Annotated in this window: 21 protein-coding genes and 1 riboswitch; of the genes, 10 read left to right on the forward strand and 11 right to left on the reverse strand. The window is 70.1% G+C overall.

Annotated elements, in window-relative coordinates:
• Positions 1-68 precede the first annotated feature (68 nt).
• Positions 69-1547, forward strand: coding sequence for a replicative DNA helicase (dnaB, locus tag RI578_RS20465; RefSeq protein WP_210960115.1), 1479 nt, complete (start codon positions 69-71; stop codon positions 1545-1547).
• Positions 1548-1606: 59 nt separating this feature from the next.
• A complete protein-coding gene (locus tag RI578_RS20470; protein WP_310872412.1) occupies positions 1607-2992 on the forward strand; it encodes a serine hydrolase domain-containing protein in 1386 nt (461 codons plus the stop codon).
• 86 nt (positions 2993-3078) lie between these two features.
• Here the strand turns inward: RI578_RS20470 and RI578_RS20475 are convergent, their stop codons facing one another.
• On the reverse strand, positions 3079-3531 hold the full coding sequence (locus RI578_RS20475) for a GNAT family N-acetyltransferase (RefSeq protein WP_310872413.1): 453 nt from the start codon (positions 3529-3531) through the stop codon (positions 3079-3081).
• A 58-nt stretch (positions 3532-3589) separates the two neighbouring features.
• A complete protein-coding gene (locus RI578_RS20480) occupies positions 3590-4054 on the reverse strand; it encodes a MarR family transcriptional regulator (RefSeq protein WP_310872414.1) in 465 nt (154 codons plus the stop codon).
• Between the two features lie 140 nt (positions 4055-4194).
• Between RI578_RS20480 and RI578_RS20485 the strand changes: the two genes are divergently transcribed.
• Both RI578_RS20485 and RI578_RS20490 read left to right on the forward strand, forming a co-directional pair.
• Positions 4195-5406, forward strand: a complete 1212-nt coding sequence (locus tag RI578_RS20485) for an MFS transporter (protein ID WP_310872415.1) — start codon at positions 4195-4197, stop codon at positions 5404-5406.
• A 113-nt stretch (positions 5407-5519) separates the two neighbouring features.
• Entirely contained in the window at positions 5520-5939 is a 420-nt protein-coding gene (locus RI578_RS20490; protein WP_310872416.1) for a heme-binding protein, read from the forward strand.
• Between the two features lie 35 nt (positions 5940-5974).
• On the opposite strand, the gene RI578_RS20495 is transcribed toward RI578_RS20490, so the two are convergent.
• The 6 genes from RI578_RS20495 to RI578_RS20520 form a co-directional block, all read right to left on the reverse strand.
• Positions 5975-6841, reverse strand: coding sequence for a GNAT family N-acetyltransferase (locus tag RI578_RS20495; RefSeq protein ID WP_310872417.1), 867 nt, complete (start codon positions 6839-6841; stop codon positions 5975-5977).
• A 145-nt stretch (positions 6842-6986) separates the two neighbouring features.
• Entirely contained in the window at positions 6987-7469 is a 483-nt protein-coding gene (locus tag RI578_RS20500; protein ID WP_310872418.1) for an NUDIX hydrolase, read from the reverse strand.
• Positions 7470-7536: 67 nt separating this feature from the next.
• Positions 7537-8442 carry a LysR family transcriptional regulator gene (locus tag RI578_RS20505; RefSeq protein WP_310872419.1) on the reverse strand — a complete coding sequence of 302 codons (906 nt, stop codon included), beginning with the start codon at positions 8440-8442 and terminating at the stop codon, positions 7537-7539.
• 235 nt (positions 8443-8677) lie between these two features.
• Positions 8678-9856, reverse strand: coding sequence for a cystathionine gamma-lyase (locus RI578_RS20510; RefSeq protein WP_310872420.1), 1179 nt, complete (start codon positions 9854-9856; stop codon positions 8678-8680).
• On the reverse strand, positions 9853-10347 hold the full coding sequence (locus tag RI578_RS20515; RefSeq protein ID WP_310872421.1) for a low molecular weight protein-tyrosine-phosphatase: 495 nt from the start codon (positions 10345-10347) through the stop codon (positions 9853-9855). The genes RI578_RS20510 and RI578_RS20515 overlap by 4 nt, the downstream gene beginning before the upstream one ends.
• Before the next feature lie 5 nt (positions 10348-10352).
• The gene (locus RI578_RS20520; protein WP_310872422.1) at positions 10353-10730 is read right to left on the reverse strand and encodes a phage holin family protein; all 378 of its coding nucleotides are present in this window, start codon (positions 10728-10730) and stop codon (positions 10353-10355) included.
• Positions 10731-10789: 59 nt separating this feature from the next.
• Here RI578_RS20520 and RI578_RS20525 point away from each other — a divergent pair, with 59 nt between their 5' ends.
• The 4 genes from RI578_RS20525 to RI578_RS20540 all read left to right on the forward strand — a co-directional run bounded on the left by RI578_RS20525 (position 10790) and on the right by RI578_RS20540 (position 13076).
• Positions 10790-11107, forward strand: a complete 318-nt coding sequence (locus RI578_RS20525) for a cupin domain-containing protein (RefSeq protein WP_053133839.1) — start codon at positions 10790-10792, stop codon at positions 11105-11107.
• Between the two features lie 175 nt (positions 11108-11282).
• Positions 11283-11495 (forward strand): DUF5326 family protein, encoded by a 213-nt coding sequence (locus RI578_RS20530; RefSeq protein WP_007388908.1) that lies wholly within the window; start codon positions 11283-11285, stop codon positions 11493-11495.
• A 330-nt stretch (positions 11496-11825) separates the two neighbouring features.
• Positions 11826-12539 (forward strand): IclR family transcriptional regulator, encoded by a 714-nt coding sequence (locus tag RI578_RS20535; RefSeq protein ID WP_399060840.1) that lies wholly within the window; start codon positions 11826-11828, stop codon positions 12537-12539.
• 99 nt (positions 12540-12638) lie between these two features.
• A complete protein-coding gene (locus RI578_RS20540; RefSeq protein ID WP_121747963.1) occupies positions 12639-13076 on the forward strand; it encodes an SsgA family sporulation/cell division regulator in 438 nt (145 codons plus the stop codon).
• Between the two features lie 60 nt (positions 13077-13136).
• On the opposite strand, the gene RI578_RS20545 is transcribed toward RI578_RS20540, so the two are convergent.
• Positions 13137-14645: a YibE/F family protein gene (locus RI578_RS20545; protein ID WP_310872424.1), complete on the reverse strand. Its 1509-nt coding sequence runs from the start codon at positions 14643-14645 to the stop codon at positions 13137-13139.
• A gap of 71 nt (positions 14646-14716) precedes the next feature.
• Positions 14717-14906, forward strand: a riboswitch (TPP riboswitch).
• Here RI578_RS20545 and thiC point away from each other — a divergent pair.
• Positions 14899-16692 (forward strand): phosphomethylpyrimidine synthase ThiC, encoded by a 1794-nt coding sequence (gene thiC / locus RI578_RS20550; RefSeq protein WP_310872425.1) that lies wholly within the window; start codon positions 14899-14901, stop codon positions 16690-16692. Its footprint overlaps the riboswitch before it by 8 nt.
• A gap of 72 nt (positions 16693-16764) precedes the next feature.
• Complete coding sequence (locus RI578_RS20555; protein WP_310872426.1) at positions 16765-18237, forward strand: VWA domain-containing protein; 1473 nt, start codon at positions 16765-16767, stop codon at positions 18235-18237.
• A 25-nt stretch (positions 18238-18262) separates the two neighbouring features.
• On the opposite strand, the gene RI578_RS20560 is transcribed toward RI578_RS20555, so the two are convergent.
• Together RI578_RS20560 and sppA are read right to left on the reverse strand one after the other, a co-directional pair.
• Positions 18263-19132, reverse strand: coding sequence for a hypothetical protein (locus RI578_RS20560; RefSeq protein ID WP_310872427.1), 870 nt, complete (start codon positions 19130-19132; stop codon positions 18263-18265).
• 183 nt (positions 19133-19315) lie between these two features.
• Entirely contained in the window at positions 19316-20422 is a 1107-nt protein-coding gene (gene sppA / locus RI578_RS20565) for a Ser/Thr/Tyr protein phosphatase SppA (protein WP_310872428.1), read from the reverse strand.
• Between the last annotated feature and the right edge of the window lie 9 nt (positions 20423-20431).

A 20431-nucleotide genomic window follows, 5' to 3' on the forward strand; every position in this document is an offset into this window, starting at 1 on the left:
GTCAGTGCCGTGCCGTAGAAATGAGGGGCACGGCGAGGTCCGCTCGGCGGACGGGAGGAGGTGGCTCGGTGAGCATTTCCGAGCCCTTGGACGACCCGTGGGCCGACAGCGGCCCCAGTGATCGTCTGCCCGCTTCCCGTCGTCGCGGTGACGGGGGCCGCAGCCGCGACGAGCAGCACGAGCGCGGTTCGGACAACGCCGCCTGGGACGGCGGCGGGCCGTCGTTCGAGCGGGTGCCGCCGCAGGACCTGGACGCCGAGCAGTCCGTCCTCGGTGGCATGCTCCTGTCCAAGGACGCCATCGCCGATGTCGTAGAGATCCTCAAGGGCCATGACTTCTACAAGCCGGCCCACGAGACGGTCTACCAGGCCATCCTCGACGTCTACGCCAAGGGCGAGCCGGCCGACCCCATCACGATCGCCGCCGAGCTCACCAAGCGCGGCGAGATCAACAAGGTCGGCGGGGCCTCCTACCTGCACACCCTCGTCCAGACCGTGCCGACGGCCGCGAACGCCGCGTACTACGCGGAGATCGTGCACGAGCGTGCCGTCCTGCGCCGCCTGGTGGAGGCCGGCACCCGGATCACTCAGATGGGTTACGCGGCCGACGACGACGTCGACGAGATCGTCAATCGCGCCCAGGCCGAGATCTACGCCGTCACCGAGCAGCGCACGAGCGAGGACTATCTGCCGCTCGGCGACATCATGGAGGGCGCGCTCGACGAGATCGAGGCGATCGGGTCGCGCAGCGGAGAGATGACCGGGGTGCCCACGGGGTTCACGGACTTCGACTCGCTGACCAACGGCCTGCACCCCGGTCAGATGATCGTCATCGCAGCGCGCCCCGCCATGGGTAAGTCGACGCTCGCACTGGACTTCGCGCGGGCCGCGTCGATCAAGAACAACCTCCCGAGCGTCATCTTCTCGCTCGAAATGGGGCGCAACGAGATCGCGATGCGTCTGCTGTCCGCCGAGGCCCGCGTCGCGCTGCACCACATGAGGTCCGGCACGATGACGGACGACGACTGGACCCGCCTGGCCCGCCGGATGCCGGATGTCTCGGCCGCCCCGCTCTACATCGACGACTCCCCGAACCTGTCGATGATGGAGATCCGCGCCAAGTGCCGGCGCCTCAAGCAGCGCAATGAGCTCAAGCTGGTCATCATCGACTACCTCCAGCTGATGCAGTCCGGCGGCTCCAAGCGCGCCGAGAGCCGACAGCAGGAGGTCTCGGACATGTCCCGCAACCTCAAGCTCCTGGCCAAGGAGCTGGAACTCCCGGTCATCGCGCTCTCCCAGCTGAACCGTGGTCCCGAGCAGCGCACCGACAAGAAGCCGATGGTCTCCGACCTGCGTGAGTCCGGCTCGATCGAGCAGGACGCCGACATGGTCATCCTGCTGCACCGTGAGGACGCCTACGAGAAGGAGTCACCGCGCGCGGGCGAAGCCGACCTGATCGTCGCCAAGCACCGTAACGGTCCGACGGCGACGATCACCGTGGCCTTCCAGGGCCACTATTCGCGTTTCGTGGACATGGCGCAGACCTGATCCTCCGGCGCGGGGGAAATCGGCTCGACGTGCGGTGCCCTGGCCTATGGACTGGGGGCATGACGACACATCAGGAAGAGTTGCTCCCCGCCACCCGCCGGGCGCTGCTGCACCGAATCGCCGTGGCCCAGGCCGAAGGGCGCACGCCGTCGCTCGTCGCGGCGGTGGTTCGGGGTGGACGTACCGTGTGGCACGGAGCGCGGACTTCGGTCGACGGGCACGGCCCGGACGAGAACGTGCAGTACCGGATCGGCTCGATCACCAAGACGTTCACCGCCGTTCTCGTCCTGCGACTGCGGGACGAGGGGCTGCTCGATCTCGGGGACCCGCTGGAGAGGCATCTGCCGGGTACCGGGGCGGGGGAGGCCACGATCGCCGAGTTGCTGGCGCACTCGGCTGGGCTGGCCGCCGAGTCCCCCGCGCCGTGGTGGGAGCGGACGCCGGGCTCGCTGCGGCCCGAACTCGCCGATGTGCTGGGCAAGCAGCCGCTCCTGCACCCGGTGGGCCGTCGGCACCACTACTCCAACCCCGGCTACACCCTGCTCGGTGCGCTGGTCGAGAAGTTGCGCGGTGCTCCGTGGGAGGACGTGCTGCGCAGGGAGGTGCTGGAACCGCTGGGTCTGGACCGTACGACCGGGCGTCCGCGAGCGCCGCACGCCGGTGGCTGGGCGGTGCATCCGTGGGCCGACGTGATGCTGGCCGAGCCGGCCGAGGACCTCGGTCGGATGGCCCCGGCAGGTCAGCTCTGGTCCACCACCGGAGACCTGGCTCGGTTCGCCGTGTTCCTGGCGCGGGGGGACGACAGGGTGCTGAGCGCGGAGACCGTGCGGGAGATGCGGGCGCCCGCGGCGGCGGCCGAGGCCGCTGACGTCCTGGACGGCGCGGCGTACGGCCTCGGCCTGCAGATCCAGCGCTGGGACGGGCGGCTGCTCGTGGGGCACTCCGGATCCCTGCCGGGTTTCCTGGCCAACCTCACCATCAGCGTCGAGGACGACGTGGCCGCGGTGGTACTGACCAACTGCACTTCCGGGCCGCTGCCGGCCGGGGTGGGTGCCGATCTCGTGCGTATCGTCGCCGAGGCGGAACCCCGGATCCCCGAACCGTGGCGACCGCTGCCGGGAGTCGACACCTCCGTGCTGGAGTTGGTCGGACAGTGGTACTGGGGGACACACGCTTTCGCCCTACGGCTGACGGCCGACGGGGGAGTCTCGCTGGAGCCGCTGTCGGGCAACGGCCGCCGCTCGCGCTTCCGGGTGAATGCCGACGGTACGTGGACAGGGCTTGAGGGCTACTACGCCGGGGAGCCTCTGCGGGCCGTGCGGCGTCCGGACGGAACCGTGAGCCATCTGGACCTCGGGTCGTTCGTGTTCACGCGCCAGCCGTACGACGAGGGGGCCCCTGTACCGGGAGGGGTGGACCCGGAGGGATGGCGGGGGATCGGCTAGGCGCCTTGTTACGCCATGACGTGGGGGGCCTGTTTCACGTGAAACAGGCCCCCCACGTCATGGCCGCTCGCCGCGCGAGCCTGTGGTCAGAGCTGAAGCTTGAAACCCGTGTGCGAGGCCGAGAAGCCGAGGCGCTCGTAGAAGCGGTGGGCGTCGGTACGGGTCTTGTCGGAGGTGAGCTGCACGAGGTGACATCCCTGTCGACGGGACTCGTCGACCGCCCACTCGATGAGCTGGGTACCCAGGCCACTGCCGCGTTCGTCGGCGTGGATGCGGACACCTTCGATGATCGACCGGGTGGCGCCGCGCCGGGAGAGGCCGGGGACGATCGTCAGCTGGAGTGTGCCGACGACGCGGTCGTCGCGGACGGCGACGACCAGGTGCTGATTCGGGTCTGCGCTGAGCCGTTCGAACGCGGCCAGGTAAGGGCTCAGGTCGTGCGGTGACTCGCGCTGGGCGCCCAAGGGGTCGTCGGCGAGCATCGCGACGACCGCTGGGATGTCGTCCTCGGCGGTGGGCCGTATTTCAAGATCTCCCATGACCGCACCCTACGCAGAGGCGGCAGGAGAGGTCACGGTGTGGCCCGGCGGCATCCGGCTAAGCGGGTACCGGTGTCTTGAGTGTCTCCACGACCCGGACCAGCGGGGCCAGATCGGGGTTCCTGGCCGCTTCGTCGAGGGCCTCGCGCAGCGCGGCGTCATTGGTGGGCCGCGCCTCGTCCAGCAGCTTGAGGCCGGCCGCCGTGACGTTGGTGTAGATGCCGCGCCGGTCGGTGGGGCACAGGTAGCGCTCGAGCAGCCCCCGGTCCTCGAGCCGGGTGACCAGGCGCGTGGTGGCGCTCTGGCTGAGGACGACGGCGTCGGCCACCTGCTTCATCTGCAGATGTCCTCCGTCTCCCTCGTGCTGCCGGCTGAGCACGTCGAGCAGGGAGTACTCGCGCACGCTCAGGTCGTGTCCGGCCTGCAGAGCGCGCTCGATGTGGGCCTCGATCCTCCCGTGCAGCAGGGAGAGGGCGCACCAGCCCTGGGAGAGGGCGGTGAGCGCGGGGTCCGTCGCTGTCATGTGTTTCCTCCGTCCCGGAGCGGCTGAGACCAGGGTAGACCAGTCGCGCAATTGCCTGCGTTTGCATGTATCCCGCGTCTGCAATTATTGTGAACGCACGCAAAGCGCTCCTGCAATCGTCTGGGAAGGTGTACCCCTCCATGCCTCTCGCGCTTTTGGCCCTCGCGATCGGGGCCTTCGGAATCGGAACGACAGAGTTCGTGATCATGGGCTTGCTGCCCGAGGTCGCGAGCGACTACGGGGTCTCCATCCCCACCGCCGGCTTCCTGGTGACCGGATACGCGCTCGGCGTGATGTTCGGCGCTCCGTTGATGACCGTGCTCGGCACCAAGGTCCCGCGCAAGCGAATGCTCATGCTGCTGATGGGGCTGTTCATCGTCGGCAACCTGCTCTCCGCACTCGCCCCGGCCTTCTCCGTCATGCTGGCCGGCCGTGTGGTCGCCTCCCTCGCCCACGGCGCCTTCTTCGGCATCGGCTCGGTCGTCGCTGCCGACCTGGTCGCCCCGCACAAGAAGGCGGGCGCGATCGCGATGATGTTCACCGGACTGACCGTCGCCAACGTCGTCGGCGTCCCGCTGGGGACCCTCGTCGGACAGTCCGTCGGCTGGCGCGTCACCTTCGCCGTCGTGGCGGTGCTCGGTGTCGTCGGCCTGGCCGGTGTCGCCAAGCTGGTGCCCGACGTGCCCAAGGCCGAGGGAGTGCGGCTGCGACACGAGCTGGCCGCGTTCAAGAACGTCCAGGTCCTGCTCGCGATGGCCATGACCGTCCTCGGCTTCGGCGGCGTCTTCGCGGCCATCACCTACATCGCGCCGATGATGACCCACGTCGCGGGCTTCGCCGACGGTTCGGTCACCTGGCTGCTGGTCCTCTTCGGCCTCGGCATGGTCGGCGGCAACCTCGTCGGCGGCAGGTTCGCGGACCGCGCCCTGATGCCGATGCTGTACATCTCCCTGGGCGCCCTGGCCGTCGTACTCGCCCTCTTCACGCTCACCGCGGACAACAAGGTCGCGTCCGCCGTGACCATCTTCCTGATCGGCGCCCTGGGCTTCGCGACCGTCCCGCCGCTGCAGAAGCGCGTCCTGGACCATGCGCACGGCGCCCCGACGCTGGCCTCGGCCGTGAACATCGGCGCATTCAACCTCGGCAACGCGCTCTCCGCCTGGCTCGGGGGCGTCGTCATCGCCGCCGGCTTCGGCTACACCGCCCCGAACTGGGTCGGCGCCGTGCTCGCCGCCGCGGCGCTGGTCCTCGCCTTCGTCTCGGCCGCTCTCGAACGGCGCGACGGCGCTCCCGGCGAGGCCGTCGCGGGTCCCGCACCTGCCGAGCAGCCGGCCGCCGTCGCACACCACTGAACGGCCCCGGACGCGGGGTGCGGGGCCAGGGCCGTCCCCGCACCCCGCGGCTCCCCCGCCTCGAAGACCACCGAGGCACCGCACGACTCAGCAGCAACCAAGGAGAAAGCCCCATGAGCACCACCGCTGTCGCCCCGCTCACCATTCAGGACGCCGAAGTTCTCGTCGCCGCGGCCCACCGCGCCGCCGAGGCCGCCGGGGCCACCGTCAGCGTCACCGTCCTCGACGCAGGCGGGCACCTTCTCGCCTTCCGGCGCGACGATCGAGCCGTGCTGATCTCCGGAGAGACCAGCACCCGCAAGGCCTACACGGCGCTCCAGCTGAACGCCCCCACCGCAGACCTCGTGGAGGCCATCCAGCCCGGAGGTCTCTTCCACACCCTGCCCACCGCGCTCGACCGGCCGCTTCTGTTCATCGCCGGTGGTGTGCCCGTGCACCGCGACGGCCGGCTGATCGGCGCGATCGGGATCGGCGGCGGCGCGCCCGAGCAGGACCACGCCTTCGCCGAGGCCGCCGTGGAGGCCCTCGCCTGACGTCGGCCGCCGTCCTGCCGCGAGGGCGAGCGGAGTCAGCCCGCCGCCACCGTCAGCGGAGCGAACCGCCGGTTCCAGTCGCCTGGCAGTTCCGTGATCCCGTACGTCATGACCGCGTTGGGCGCGATGGAGGCGAGGCCGTGAGCCTTCGCCCAGGCCAGCAGTTCCTCGTGCCGTACGTCGATGTCCGTGCGCAGCGGCCGGTCCGTGCGGGCGGCGAGGGAGCTGATCAGCGCCTTGGCCGTCTCGGTGTCGCGGGCGATCAGGGGGCCCACGACATGGGTGTCCATGTTGGGCCAGGCCGCGGCGTACCCGATGAGACGACCGTTCTCCTCGGCGACGCGCAGTTGGTCGGCGAAGGCAGGCAGTCGCGTGATGATGGGGGTGCGGTCGGTGCCGAACACCTCCTCGTCGAGCCGGAGGATCGCGGCGAGGTCGTCGGCGGTGGCCGCGCGCGTCGTGGTCCTCGGCTCGGGCCCGCCCGGAGTGAAGCGCCCGCGCACCATCTCCGCCCGGCCGGTGGTCTTGAAGCCGAGCTCCTCGTAGAGCGGCCGGCCGTACGGGGTCGCGTGCAGGGCCAGCGGAGTGGTGCCCAGAGCGGCGACGACGTGACGCATCAGCCGGCGTCCGACTCCCTGACGGGCGTGCCGTTCGGCGACCAGCACCATGCCGATGGCGGCGAGGGAGGGGCGTTCGGGCGGCCCGTACTCGGTGACGGTGCAGGCGCTGACGAGGCCGCCGCCGGGATCGTCGATGCCGTAGCCCTTCCCGGCGGTCAGGAGGAACCCCCACTTGTGCTCCTCGCGCGGCCACCCCCGATCCTCGGACAGGTCGGCGCAGGCGGTGAGATCGCGGAGCGTCAGACGGCGGATCGGCAGAGAGGCGAGGGAAGGTGTCGGCACGCAGGTCAGGCTGTACGACAGTGGCCGTCCGCGTCCACCACTTTCCGACGGAACACGCGAGCTTTTGGCCATGTGGTGGCCGAGTGCACAGGGACCCGTCATCCGTTGGTCGCCGTACGGGACGGCAGGCCGGCCGCCGCCGGTGTCAGCCGAGGTCGGAAGCGTGCAACGCACGCACACCCTCGATGTTGCCGTCCAGATAGTGCCGCAGTGACAACGGGACGAGGTGGACGGAGGCGATCCCGACCCGCGTGAACGGCACCCGGACGATCTCGTACTCACCGGCGGGCTCGTCGACCTCGGGGCCGTGCCGCAGGGCCGGGTCCATGGACTCCAGGTGGCAGACGAAGAAGTGCTGCACCTTCACCCCGGTGGTTCCGGCGTCCTCGCCGATGTGCTCCACCGTGTCCACGAAGCACGGGACCACATCGGTGATCTTGGCGCCGAGTTCCTCGTACACCTCGCGGTGCAGGGCATCCACGACGCTGGTGTCGTCCGGCTCGACCCCGCCTCCGGGAGTGACCCAGTAGGGGTCCACCCCGGGCTTGGTGCGCTTGATCAGGATCAGGTGGTCGCCGTCCAGGAGGACGGCGCGTGCGGTGCGCTTGACCACGGGTCGGACGGTCATGGAAGGAATGTGGCCCGGCTGGTTCCACGTGAAACATCGCGGCATGCCCGCTCGCGGATCGCCGGGCTCAGTTCCAGTCGGCGGCCGCACGCAGCAGCCACTCATGGGCGCGGGCAATGTGCGGCATCGCCAATGTGCCGGTCCGCACCACCAGGAAGTACGTCCGCAGCGGCGGCACCGCCGGTTCATGCAGGGCGACCACGTCACCGCGCTCCAGTGCCTCAGCGCACAGATAGCGGGGCAGTACGGCGAGCCCGGCGCCCGCGACCGTACAGGCGAGGACAGCACGCAGGTCGGGGGCTATGACCGTGCCCGGGGCGGCCGGGCGGGTGTCGAAGACGGATGCCCAGTAACGGGCCACGAAGGGCAGCGACTCGTGCACCTCGACCACGGGGACGTGTTCGAGAACGGGTGCGGCGGAGCGCCCAAGCTTTTCGGTGCCGGACCGCTCCGCCCAGTGGGGCGCGGCGACCAGGACGTGTTCCTCGTCGCAGAGCGGGGTGGCCGTGAGCAGCGCACCGCGCGGCCGGGCCGTGCCGATGGCCAGATCGTGGTGTCCGGCGGCGAGACCCTCCAGGGTCTCCTCGGCGTTTCCGAACGAGGCGCGCAGCGCGAAGCCCTGTCCGTCCTCGCCGGTGAGTTCCGTGAGCACGGGAAGCGCCCGCTCGGCGGTGAACTCGGGTGGTCCGGCGAGATGGAGGGTCCTGAACGTGGAGTCGTCGTCCACGCCCGTTTCGGCGATCTCGACCAGGGCGTCGAGATGCGGTGCCGCCTTGTGGGCGAGTTCATCACCGATCGTCGTCGGGGTGACGCCGCGGGCCTGCCGCAGAAACAGGGGACGTCCGAGCTGCCGTTCCAGCGTGCGGATCTGTGAGGTGACGGCCGGCTGGGAGAGGCCGAGCAGGGCCGCGGCACGGGTGAAGGAGCCGGCGCGGTGCACGGTCACGAAGGTGCGCAGCAAGGCCAGATCCACGACGAACCACCCTCCCCCTCTTCTGTTCTCCCCCAGCCCTCCGGCCGCGCCCAACTATAAATATGTCGATAGGTCGCTGTCGTTACTGTGATTGGACACTGACACAGAGTCAACTAGCCTTAATCGCGCGGTTCTTCGCCTGCGGAACCGGAGGACGGTCCGAGCCACGAGGGGGGAGGCTCGGACCGTCCGTCGTACCTGGCCGGAAACAGCCACGGTGGCTGCGCGGCGGCGCTCAGTCCGCCGATTCCTCCAGCGCACGCAGCAGGTCGGCCACCAGGTCCGCGGGATCCTCCGCACCGACCGAGAGGCGCACGAAGCCCTCGGGCACCGCGTCGCCGCCCCAGCGCCCACGCCGCTCGGCCGTGGACCGCACCCCGCCGAAGCTCGTCGCTCCCTCCACCAGTCGCAGCGCGTCGAGAAAACGATCGGCACGCGCGCGCGTGGGCAGCGTGAAGGAGACGACGCACCCGTAGCGCAGCATCTGCTGCGAGGCGATCTTGTGGGACGGGTCGTCGGGCAGCCCCGGGTACCGCAGCCCGGTGACCTCGGGCCGCGCACGGAGGGCTTCGGCCACCTTCAGCGCAGTGGCGTTCTGCCGGTCCACACGCAGTTGGAGGGTGGCGATCGAACGATGTGCGAGCCAGGCCTCCATGGGCCCGGGAATCGCACCGACGATCTTGCGCCAGCGACGGACGGCGGTCATCGCCCCGGCATCGCGGCCGGCCACGTAGCCCAGCAGGACGTCGCCGTGGCCGGTGAGCTGCTTGGTGCCGCTGGCCACCGAGAAGTCGGCGCCGAGCGCCAGCGGGCGCTGACCCAGCGGCGTGGCGAGCGTGTTGTCCACGGCGACCAGGGCGCCACGCGCGTGGGCCGCCTCGGCGAGTCGCCGGACGTCGCACACGTCGAGCCCGGGGTTGGACGGCGTCTCGATCCACAGCAGCTTCGCCCCGTCCAGGACGTCGAGCTGGGCGTCCCCGCCGGTCGGCGCGGTGCGCACCTCGATGCCGTACGCCTCCAGCTGGTCGCGGACCAGCGGCAGCGCCTGGTAACCGTCGTCGGGCAGGACGGCTACGTCACCGGCGCGCAGCTGGGAGAAGAGCACCGAGGAGATCGCGGCCATGCCGGAGGCGAACACCAGCGTCTCGACGTCGTCCTGCCCGGGCGCCTCCAGCTCACGGATGGCGCGCTCGAGGTGGGTCCAGGTCGGGTTCTCGTCGCGGCCGTAGGTGTACGGGCCGGTCGGCTCACCCGGCAGATGGAAGTGGGCGGCGAACACGGGGCCGGGCAGTGTCGGCTCGTGCTTGACCGGCTCGGGCAGCCCGGCCCGCACCGCGCGCGTGCCGTCACCGGCGCCGTGAGGGGAGCCCTCCGCGCCCGTGCCGGCCCCGTTGTTCGTAGCGGAATCACTCATGCCGCCCGTCCTTCCACTTGCTCGCGTACCGCGGCGAGCAGTCCGGTGCTCGCCGCCTCCACCATCTCAAGGCATTCCTCGAAGCCGTCCGCGCCCCCGTAGTAGGGGTCCGGTACGTCGAGGTCGGCGCGGTCGGCGGCGGGGTCGTAGGACCGCAGCAGCCGTACCTTGGCCGCGTCCTGCTCCGTGGGCGCGAGGCGGCGCAGTGCCCGCAGGTGGCCAGCGTCGAGGGCGACGACCAGGTCGAGGCGGGAGAACCAGGACGGCTGGAACCGGCGGGCCGTGTGGTCGAGGCCGTAGCCGTTCTCCGCCAGGACGGCCATGGTGCGCGGGTCGGCGCCCTCGCCCTCGTGCCAGCCGCCGGTGCCGGCGCTGTCGGCCTCGACCAGGCCGTCCAGCCCGGCGTCCGCCACGCGCGCGTGGAAGACGGCCTCGGCCATCGGGGAGCGGCAGATGTTGCCCGTGCACACGAAGCAGACGCGGTAGGTCATCGGGATCAGTCCTTGTCGGGCAGGAACGCGTTGAGGGCCCAGGAGACGACCGAGATGATCAGGCCGCCCAGGACAGCGGTCCAGAACCCGTCGACGTGGAAGCTCAGGTCGAGCGTGTCGGCCAACCACGACGTGAGCAACAGCATCAGCGCGTTGACCACCAGCGTGAACAGGCCCAGGGTCAGGATGAACAGGGGGAAGGTCAGCACCTGCACGATCGGCTTGACCAGCATGTTCACGATGCCGAACACCAGGGCGACCACGATCAGCGTGACGGCCTTCTCGCCGGTGCTGCCCCCGGTCAGGGTGATCTTGTCGAGCAGCCACACGGCGACCGCGAGGGCGCCCGCGTTGGCGATCGTCTTGACTAGGAAATTCTTCATGTGTCTGATCGTGGCAGACGCGATCGGAAACGAACGGTGAGGCAGGGGCGGACGAGGCGATGAAGGCATTCCGGCTGGACGAACTGGAGGCGGAGCGCGCCGCCAATGACGGTGCCTACCTGCAGTTCTTGCGCGAGCGGAACATGTCGGTCGGTCTGTACGCCCTCGACGCGGGTACGGCCGACCCGCAGAAGCCGCACGCGCAGGACGAGGTGTACTTCGTGGTGAGCGGGCGGGCCGCGATCACCGTGGGCATGGAGACCACCCAGGTCGCCCGCGGCAGCGTGGTGTACGTGCCGGCCGGGGTCGCCCACAAGTTCCATCACATCAGCGAGGATCTGCGGGTTCTGGTGGTGTTCTCTCCGCCCGAGAGCTGAGCCGCGACCCCGGGATTCCCTAGGGGACCGGTCAGGGGGAGACAAGGGGTGCGAGGGCCCTGCCCGGGCCCTCGCGGCCCTAGCATCGGGTGCAGGACATCAGATGACCCCAGAGGGACCCCGGGCCGTCGAAGGGCCCGGCACTCGAACGGGCGGAGAGGTAAGGACGAGGGCGATGCGAGAGATCTTCACGGGACTGCCGTGGTGGGTGAAGTGGATCGCGGTGCCGGTCATCGCCCTGGTCGTGTTCGGCGGGCTGATCGCCAGCGTGGTCGGCTTCGTGATCGGACTGCTGTTCAAGCTGCTGGTTTTCGTCGCGCTCGTCGGCGGACTGATCTACGTCGTACGCAAGTTCATGTCGAGTTCGTCGTCGCGCAGCGACTGGTGAGAGCCGTGGGACACCGGTGGCGGTAACAGGAATCACCGGTTCCCTCGCGCGAGGGAAGTTTCCGGGACGGGCCGTCGGCGGGCGGTGACCGGCGAATAGAGTCCGGAACTCCACGCGGGGGCGACCCCGCGAGTGGCGTACACCCCCACCCGTGTCCCCCGCACGGGCTGCCCCCTCGCGTTCCGGGAGTGACTCTTGGCCACGGCTGACACCGGGTTCGTTCCACTGCACGCACTGCCCGTGCAGCCCCATTCGACGTCTCGGACACCGCCCGCGGTTCCCTCCGCGGGTCCTCCGTCCGCGACCCTCATCAGCTCCGTGCAGCGGGCGATGCGCCTTCTGGAGTGCGTCGCCGAGCACGCGTACGGAGCCCCCGCCAAACAACTGGCCCGTGAGACGCGGCTGGCGCTCCCCACGGCGTACCACCTGCTGCGCACTCTGGTGCACGAGGGATATCTGCGCCGCGAGAAGGGCCTGTTCTTCCTCGGCGAGGCAGCCGAGCGGCTCAGCAGCAGCGGAGCCGAGCAGAAACGTCGCAGCACCGTGGTCGACGCGCTGGCGCGCTGGCGCGATGCGATCGGTGTGCCCGTGTACTACGCCATGTACCGCGACGGCGAGATCGAGATCATGTGCGTCTCCGACACCCCGGGCAATCCGGCGGTCGAGGAGTGGGCGGACTTCCGCGAGACCGGGCACGCGCACGCGATCGGACAGTGCCTGCTGTCCCAGCTGGACGAGGACGCCCGCCGCGACCACCTGGACCGCTACCCGGTGCAGCCCGTCACGCCGTACACGGTGCGTGATGGCAATGCCCTGCTGAAGCGTCTGGAACGCATGCGGCGGATGACGCCGGTGACCGAACGCCAGGAGTACGCCCTGGGGACGGTCTGCGCGGCGATCCCGATCACCGTGGGCACCACGGCCGCGACGATGGCCATCTCCCTGCCCCTCCACCAGGCCGACCGGCTGCTGCCCGCGGCGAAGCGGTTGCAGGACGAGGTGGGCCGGCTTCTGGGGTCGCTCGCGATCTCTATCAGTATCTGAAAACTCACTCCTTGTGATCTGGTGTGTACGTTAAGCAAGATGCCACCAGTGTTAGAGGTTTGATTCCCGGCCAGTCGACGGCGAATGACGGGGTAGGCAATGGGCGAGTCCGTACAGGCAGAGGTCATGATGAGCTTTCTCGTGTCCGAGGAGCTCTCTTTCCGCATTCCGGTGGAGCTGCGCTACGAGACCTGTGATCCCTATGCCGTGCGACTGACCTTCCATCTGCCCGGGGATGCGCCGGTCACCTGGGCTTTCGGCCGGGAGTTGCTGGTCGACGGGGTGGGCCGGCCGTGCGGTGACGGTGACGTGCGCATCGCCCCCGTCGATCCCGAGCCGCTGGCGGAGGTGCTGATCCGGCTTCAGGTCGGCAGCGACCAGGCGCTGTTCCGTTCGTCGGCGGCGCCGCTGGTGGCGTTCCTCGACCGGACCGACAAGCTGGTGCCGCTGGGGCAGGAGGGGGCGCTCGCCGACTTCGACGCCCACCTCGACGATGCCCTGGACCGCATCCTGGCGGAAGAGCAGAGCGCGGGCTGAACCGTTACGGCAGCTCTACGACGGTGGCGTAACGCTTCGCCGCGATCGGCTGCCGATGGGTCAGCGCTTACGCCGACGGCCCCGCCCGCGTACGGGAGCCGCACCGGTACCCGGCGTCGTCCCGGCGGCCTGTGCCGCCGGTGCGCCGGTCGGTCGGTCGGCCGATACGACGAGGGCCGCGAGCGCCGTGGTGACCGGAACGGATGCCACCAGGCCGATCGAGCCGACCAGCGTGCGCACGATCTCCTCCGCCACCAACTCGCTGTTGGCGACCGTCCCCACCCCGCTCTGCGCGATCGAGAACAGCAGCAGCAGGGGCAGCGCGGCGCCCGCGTAGGCGAGGACGAGCGTGTTGACGACCGAGGCGATGTGGTCGCGGCCGATCCGGATGCCCGCCCGGTACAGCCCCCGCCAGCCCATCGTCGGGTTGGCCTCGTGCAGTTCCCAGACCGCCGACGTCTGGGTGACCGTCACGTCGTCGAGCACACCGAGCGAACCGATGATGACTCCGGCGAGCAGGAGGCCGCTCATGTCGATCGTCGGATACAGGCCGTGGATGAGGCCGGTGTTGTCGTCCGTGTTGCCGGTGAGCGCGGCCCAGTCGATGAACAGCGATCCGAGCACACCGATCAGCAACAGCGAGATCAGGGTGCCGAGCACCGCGACGGACGTACGGGCCGACAGGCCGTGGCACAGATACAGCGCGATCAGCATGATGGCGCTGGCCCCGACTACCGCCACGGCCAGCGGGTTCGACCCCTGCAGGATCGCGGGCAGGATGAAGAAGTTCAGCAGCAGGAAGCTGATGGCCAGCGAGATCAGGGCCATGAGGCCCCGCAGCCTTCCGACGACCACGACGGCGAGCGCGAAGATGCCGGCGAGCAGGGCCAGCGGCAGCCCGCGGTTGATGTCGGTCACCGAGTACTGCAGGTCCTTCGGTGCGGAGGGCTCGTAGGCGACCACCACCTTCTGGCCCTCGTGCAGCTGCCGCGACTGGTCCGGCTGCACGATCTCGGTGAACGTGAGGCCCTTGTGCTTGCCGGTGTCGACGCGGATCGTCGCCCGCTTGCAGTCGCCCTGCGCCTGCTGCACCGCGGAGGAGCCCTCGGCAGTGGAGGTGTCGCCGGTCGGGGGGACGCCCGAGGCGTTGACGGACTGACAGCTCAGCTCGACCACCTTGGTGACGGTGGCGTCCTGCGTCTGCCGGTCGAAGCCGACCCCGGTGCGTTCGTGCGGCGGCGCACCGCCCGGCCACAGCAACGCGAGCCCGACCAGCACCGCCGCGGCGAACGGGATGAGGACCGCGGCGATGACCTTCCGCAGATGCCGGGAGACGGGCGCCGCCGGTCCGTGACTGTGGGAGTGCCCGTGCCCACCCGGACCGCCGTGCCCACCCGGACCGCCGTGCCCGCCGGAATCGCCGTGGCCGCCGCCCGTGTCGTGTCTGCCGCCGCCCGCGCCGTGAGCGCCGGAGGGGGCGGGGCCGGCTCCGTGGCCGTTGCCGTCCTCGGGGCCCGGTCCGCGGCGGGGCTCGTGCGGCGGAAACGGTGGATGCTGCGGTGTGGTCACCGACCGATCATCGCAAGAACCAGGGGGGCCCTCTGTTCACCGCGCCCGAATTGACGCTAGCGTGGGGGCACCTTTGTACACGCGGGAGCTCGGAGCACCGGGCTGAGAGGGCGCTGACCTCCGTCCCAGCGATGTTTCACGGGAAACGTCACCGAATCCGAGTGATGTATCCCACGAAGCGTCGACAGACGGAAGCCGCTGCGTCGACCGCCGAACCTGTTACCGGGTAATGCCGGCGTAGGGAGTAGGTCTCATGACCATCAAGGACGCACGCACGCCTGCCTCCACGCAGAACTCCGCCCAGGAGGAGACCGCGGAGGCCGGGAAGTCCATCGGCTGGCACAAGGCGTACGTCGAGGGTTCGCGCCCCGACCTGCGCGTGCCGGTTCGTCAGGTGCACCTCACCAACGGGCAGTCGGTCACGCTGTACGACACGTCGGGCCCGTACACCGATCCGCTCGTCGACACCGATGTCCGCAGGGGGCTGCTGCCGCTGCGGGAGAACTGGATCATCGCCCGAGGAGACACCGAGGAGTACGCGGGCCGTCCCGTCCGTCCCGAGGACGACGGAATCAAGCACACCTCTCCGCGCGGCGGCCTGCGCAACCTCGACGCCGTCTTCCCCGGACGGCCGCGTCAGCCGCGCCGGGGGAGGGACGGCAACGCGGTCACGCAGCTCGCGTACGCACGCCGGGGCGAGATCACGCCGGAGATGGAGTACGTGGCCGTCCGGGAGAACGTCTCGCCGGAAGTGGTCCGGGAGGAGATCGCGGCGGGTCGTGCCGTGCTGCCCGCCAACGTCAACCACCCGGAGATCGAGCCGATGATCATCGGCAAGCGGTTCCTGGTGAAGGTCAACGCCAACATCGGCAACTCGGCGGTCACGTCCTCCATCGAGGAGGAGGTCGACAAGATGACCTGGGCGACCCGGTGGGGTGCCGACACGGTCATGGACCTGTCCACCGGCCGCAACATCCACACCACCCGCGAGTGGGTGCTGCGCAACTCCCCCGTCCCCATCGGCACCGTGCCGCTCTACCAGGCCCTGGAGAAGGTCGACGGCCGCGCCGAGGAGCTGACCTGGGAGATCTACAAGGACACCGTCATCGAGCAGGCCGAGCAGGGCGTGGACTACATGACGGTTCACGCGGGCGTGCGCCTGGCGTACGTACCGCTGACCGCGAACCGCAAGACGGGCATCGTCTCGCGCGGCGGCTCGATCATGGCGGCGTGGTGCCTGGCGCACCACAAGGAGTCGTTCCTCTACGACAACTTCGAGGAGCTCTGCGAGATCCTCGCCGCCTACGACGTCACGTACTCCCTCGGCGACGGCCTGCGGCCGGGCTCGATCGCGGACGCCAACGACGAGGCGCAGTTCGCGGAGTTGCGCACGCTCGGGGAACTCAACTCGATCGCCAAGCGTTTCAACGTACAGACCATGATCGAGGGCCCGGGCCATGTCCCGATGCACAAGATCAAGGAGAACATCGACCTTCAGCAGGAGATCTGCGATGAAGCTCCGTTCTATACGCTCGGCCCGCTGACGACGGACGTCGCGCCGGCGTACGACCACATCACCTCCGGCATCGGTGCCGCGATGATCGCCTGGTGGGGCACGGCCATGCTCTGCTACGTCACGCCCAAGGAGCACCTGGGCCTGCCCAACCGTGACGACGTCAAGACCGGCGTCATCACCTACAAGATCGCCGCCCATGCCGCCGACCTCGCCAAGGGTCACCCAGGTGCGCAGGAGTGGGACGACGCGCTGTCGGACGCCCGTTTCGAGTTCCGGTGGGAGGACCAGTTCAACCTGGCCCTCGACCCGGACACGGCACGGGAGTTCCACGACGAGACACTGCCGGCCGAGCCCGCCAAGACGGCCCACTTCTGCTCGATGTGCGGTCCGAAGTTCTGTTCCATGAAGATCTCGCAGGACATCCGACGTGAACACGGAGGCAGCAAGGCCGAGATCGAGGAGGGCATGGCCCAGAAGTCGAAGGAGTTCGCGGCGCAGGGAAACAGGGTGTACCTGCCGTTGGCCGACTGAGTCCCTGCTCCGGCGTCACGCGCCGGGTCTGCCCTCTCCCCACCGGGGGGTGCGTCTCGGCAGACTGGGCGCATGACAGCCACCTCCCTGAGCAAGGGTGCCAATCTCGCCGTCGACTCCCCCGCGGTGCGCGTCGAACTCGTCTGGTCCGCCGGGCCGGGGGTGCCCGAGGTCGACGCCTCCGCGCTGCTGCTCACCTCGGCCGGACGCGTGCGGGACGACGGCGACTTCGTCTTCTACAACCAGCCCCGCCACGCGTCCGACGCGGTGAGGCACCTGGGCAAGCAGGGCGGCTCCGGTGCCGGCGCGGGCGTCACGACCGACGCCGTCGAGGTGGACCTGCGCTCGGTGGAAGCGGCCGTCGACCGCATCGTCCTGTGTGCCTCGGCGGACGGCGGGACGTTCGGCCAGGTCCCGGGGCTGTCACTGCGGCTGCTGGACGCCGGGACCCGCACCGAACTGGCCCGGTTCGACATGGCGGCCGGGACGGAGACCGCCCTGGTCGGCGGCGAGCTGTACCGGCGTCAGGGGAAGTGGAAGTTCCGCGCGGTCGGGCAGGGTTACGCCTCCGGTCTCGCGGGTGTGGCCACGGACTTCGGCATCACCGTGGACGACGCTCCCCCGGCGGCCGCGCCCGCCGCCCCGGCGACCCGGCCGACAGCGGCGACCCGGCCGACCCCGCCGATACCGCAGGCGCCCATGCCACCGGCCCCGGCCCCGCCGGCAGCACAGCCGCCGCCCGCAGCGCCGACCGCGCCACCGGCGCCCACCGGTGCGGGACCCCGCCTCACCAAGGGGGAGGAACACCTTCCCGTCGACATGCGCAAGCGATTGTCCCTGCGCAAGGAACAGGTCGCGGTCAGCCTGAGCAAGCACGGGGCGGCCGGGGTCACCGCGCGCGTCGTCCTGGTCCTGGACGCCTCCGGGTCCATGTCCTTCCTCTACTCCAAGGGCGTGGTCACGGACGTCGTGGAGCGGATGGCCGCCGTCGCCGCGCAACTGGACGACGACGGTGAGATGCAGGCATGGACCTTCGCCTCGACCCCGGCCCGGCTGCCCGACCTCCGCCTCGGCGAGCTCCCCGAGTGGCTGCGGCTGCACGTACGCGTGGGGGAGATCAGCCTCTTCCGTCGCGGCAGGAAGAAGGGCCTGCACCCCGAGCAGGTCGACATGCGGGCGGTCGGCATCCAGAACGAGGAACAGAAGGTGATCGCCGAGGTCCGGGCCTACGTCCGGGACAACCCGGCGTCGGCTCCCACCCTGGTGCTGTTCTTCTCCGACGGAGGCGTCTACCGCAACGCCGAGATCGAGCGGGAGCTGCGGGAGGCGGTGGAGGAGCCCGTCTTCTGGCAGTTCGTGGGGCTCGGGCGGGCCAACTACGGCGTGCTCGAGCGCTTCGACACCCTGCCGGGCCGCCGCGTCGACAACGTCGGCTTCTTCGCCGTGGACGACATCAGCACCGTCCCGGACCCGGAGCTGTACGACCGACTGCTGTCCGAGTTCCCGTCCTGGATCACTGCCGCCGGCCGGGCGGGCATCCTCTGATCCGCTGCCCGCCCGGGACCGGTGGCTACTCGGGCCGGTGTTCCGGGCCGCCGAAGTCCGGGCTGCTGTAGTCCGGGCTCGAGTAACGCGGACGCGGACCCGCCTCGGGACCGCCGTCCGGGCTGGTGAACCCAGGCCGGCCGTAACCGAGGTGCGGCATACGGCTGGTCGGCGCCGCCGGTGCCGTACGGTGCAGTGCCGTGGCGCCCGGCTCGGCGAGTGCCTCCCGGAGGAAGGGCAGGATGCCGCGCTCGAGCAGGGCTTCGTGCCAGGCGTCCCTGGCCCGGACCACTTCCTCGTCGAGTTCGCCGTAGAAGCCGGACTCGGCGGAGGGGCGGTTGCGCAGCGCGGTGAGCAGCAGCCCCACTCCGGCGACGAGGATCGCCACCGCGGTGAACGCGCCGAACACCCATCCGGTGGTGAGCATGGTCTGCGCGAAGGCCTGCCCCGGATCGAGCATCTTCAGGATGTAGCCGACGAGCAGGAAGATCGCCGCGGCGGTGCCGGCCAGGACGGGTGCCAGGACGGCGAGTACGGCGACGGCGCCCGCGCCGGTCGCCTCGGCGACCTCGCCCATGGTGGCGGCGAGTCCCGCCGCGCCCGTGCCCGGCTCGTCGGAGCCGGACTCGCGCGTGGACGGCACCTGGGCGGGCGGCGCCGGGTGGCGCAGTTCCTCGCGGACCTTCACGTAGTGCTGGTACTCGGTCGTGGCCGCCGCGGTGATGAGGGCGGTGGCGTTGAGTGCCATGGTGCGCAGTTGTTCGGAGTTGAGCCGCTGTCCGACAGCGGCCAGTTCCGGGCGGTGTGGTGCGGAGCGCAGCGCCTCTTCGAGGACCCGCTCGTACTCTTGGCGGTCCTCGTTCGACAGGTGCTGCGGAACGCTGTTCATGTGCATCCCCCGATGCTCCGTAGGGCTTGGGGCTCGCATGCCAACGAGCCGTCGGGCAGAAACGGAGGGGAGCCTGCTACGGATAAGCCGATGGTAGAGCGGTGACGGTGGGTGGTGACAGGGGGTTTCCAGAAATTGGGTGCCGGGCTGTACGGACCGCCGCCGCGTGTAAACCCGTCCGGCGAACCGTCAGGCGTCCAGCGGAAGTTGCTGGACCAGCAGCTTTCCGGCCATGGTCACGCCGCCGTCCATCGCGATGGCCAGCCCGTCCGCGTAGACGTGAGGTCCCTCGACCGCGGTACGCGTGTCGTCCTCGCCGTCCTCGGAGCCGACCTCGCCCAGCAGGTAGGGGATGGGACTGTGGCCGTGCACGATCCGGGTGCCGCCGTACGTGTCCAGCAGTGAGCGCACGGCGTCGGCGCCGCCCTCGTCGCGGAAGGAGAAGCGCTTGGTGAACTTGCGGAACAGGTCCCACACCTCTTCCGCGTCGTTGCGCGTGAGCGTCTCGCGGACGGTGTCGTTGACCTCCTCGATGGAGCCGCCGTAGTCGAGGTAGGTGGTGGTGTCGGAGTGGACCAGGAGGTGGCCGTCGACCGCTTCGAGGGCGTCGAGGCGGGCCATCCACTGGAGGTGGTGGTCCTGCAGCCGGTCCATGTCGGTCTTCTGGCCGCCGTTCAGCAGCCAGGCCGCCTGGAAGGTGGCGGTGCCCGCGCCGGAGTTGACGGGCGTGTCGCCGAATCGCTTGGCGCCGAGCAGCAGCAGTTCGTGGTTGCCCATCAGCGCCTTGCAGTAGCCGCCGGCCGCGGCGGCCTCGGCGGACAGCCGCATCACCAGGTCGATGACGCCGATGCCGTCCGGGCCCCGGTCCGTGAAGTCGCCGAGGAACCAGAGGCGGGAGGTGCCCGCGCACCACTGTCCGGCGGCGTCGATGAGGCCCTTCTCCTGAAGGGCGGCCAGCAGCTCGTCGAGGTAGCCGTGCACGTCGCCGACGACGAACAGCGGCCCCTGGCCCGTGGCGGGCTGCTGCACCACGATCGGTTCGGGGTCGACGGCCACCTGGACCGTGTCACCCCGACGGATGACGGGCAGATCCCGCTGAGTGGGCGTGTACCCCTCTGGGAGGTTCTCTTCGTACTCCTCCTCGGAGGGCGGCGCTGCCTCGCCCGCGTGCGTGCCGGTGGCGGCGTACGGAGCGGTCTCGTGGACGTACGCGGGCACCCGGAAGTCGCGTACCGTCGCCGTCCGCTCCACCTCGGGTCCCTGACCGGCCCCCTGAGTCATCGACCCCTCCACCATCGCGCCGCA

The organism is Streptomyces sp. BB1-1-1, assembly GCF_031597775.1.
Lineage (GTDB): Bacteria > Actinomycetota > Actinomycetes > Streptomycetales > Streptomycetaceae > Streptomyces > Streptomyces thinghirensis.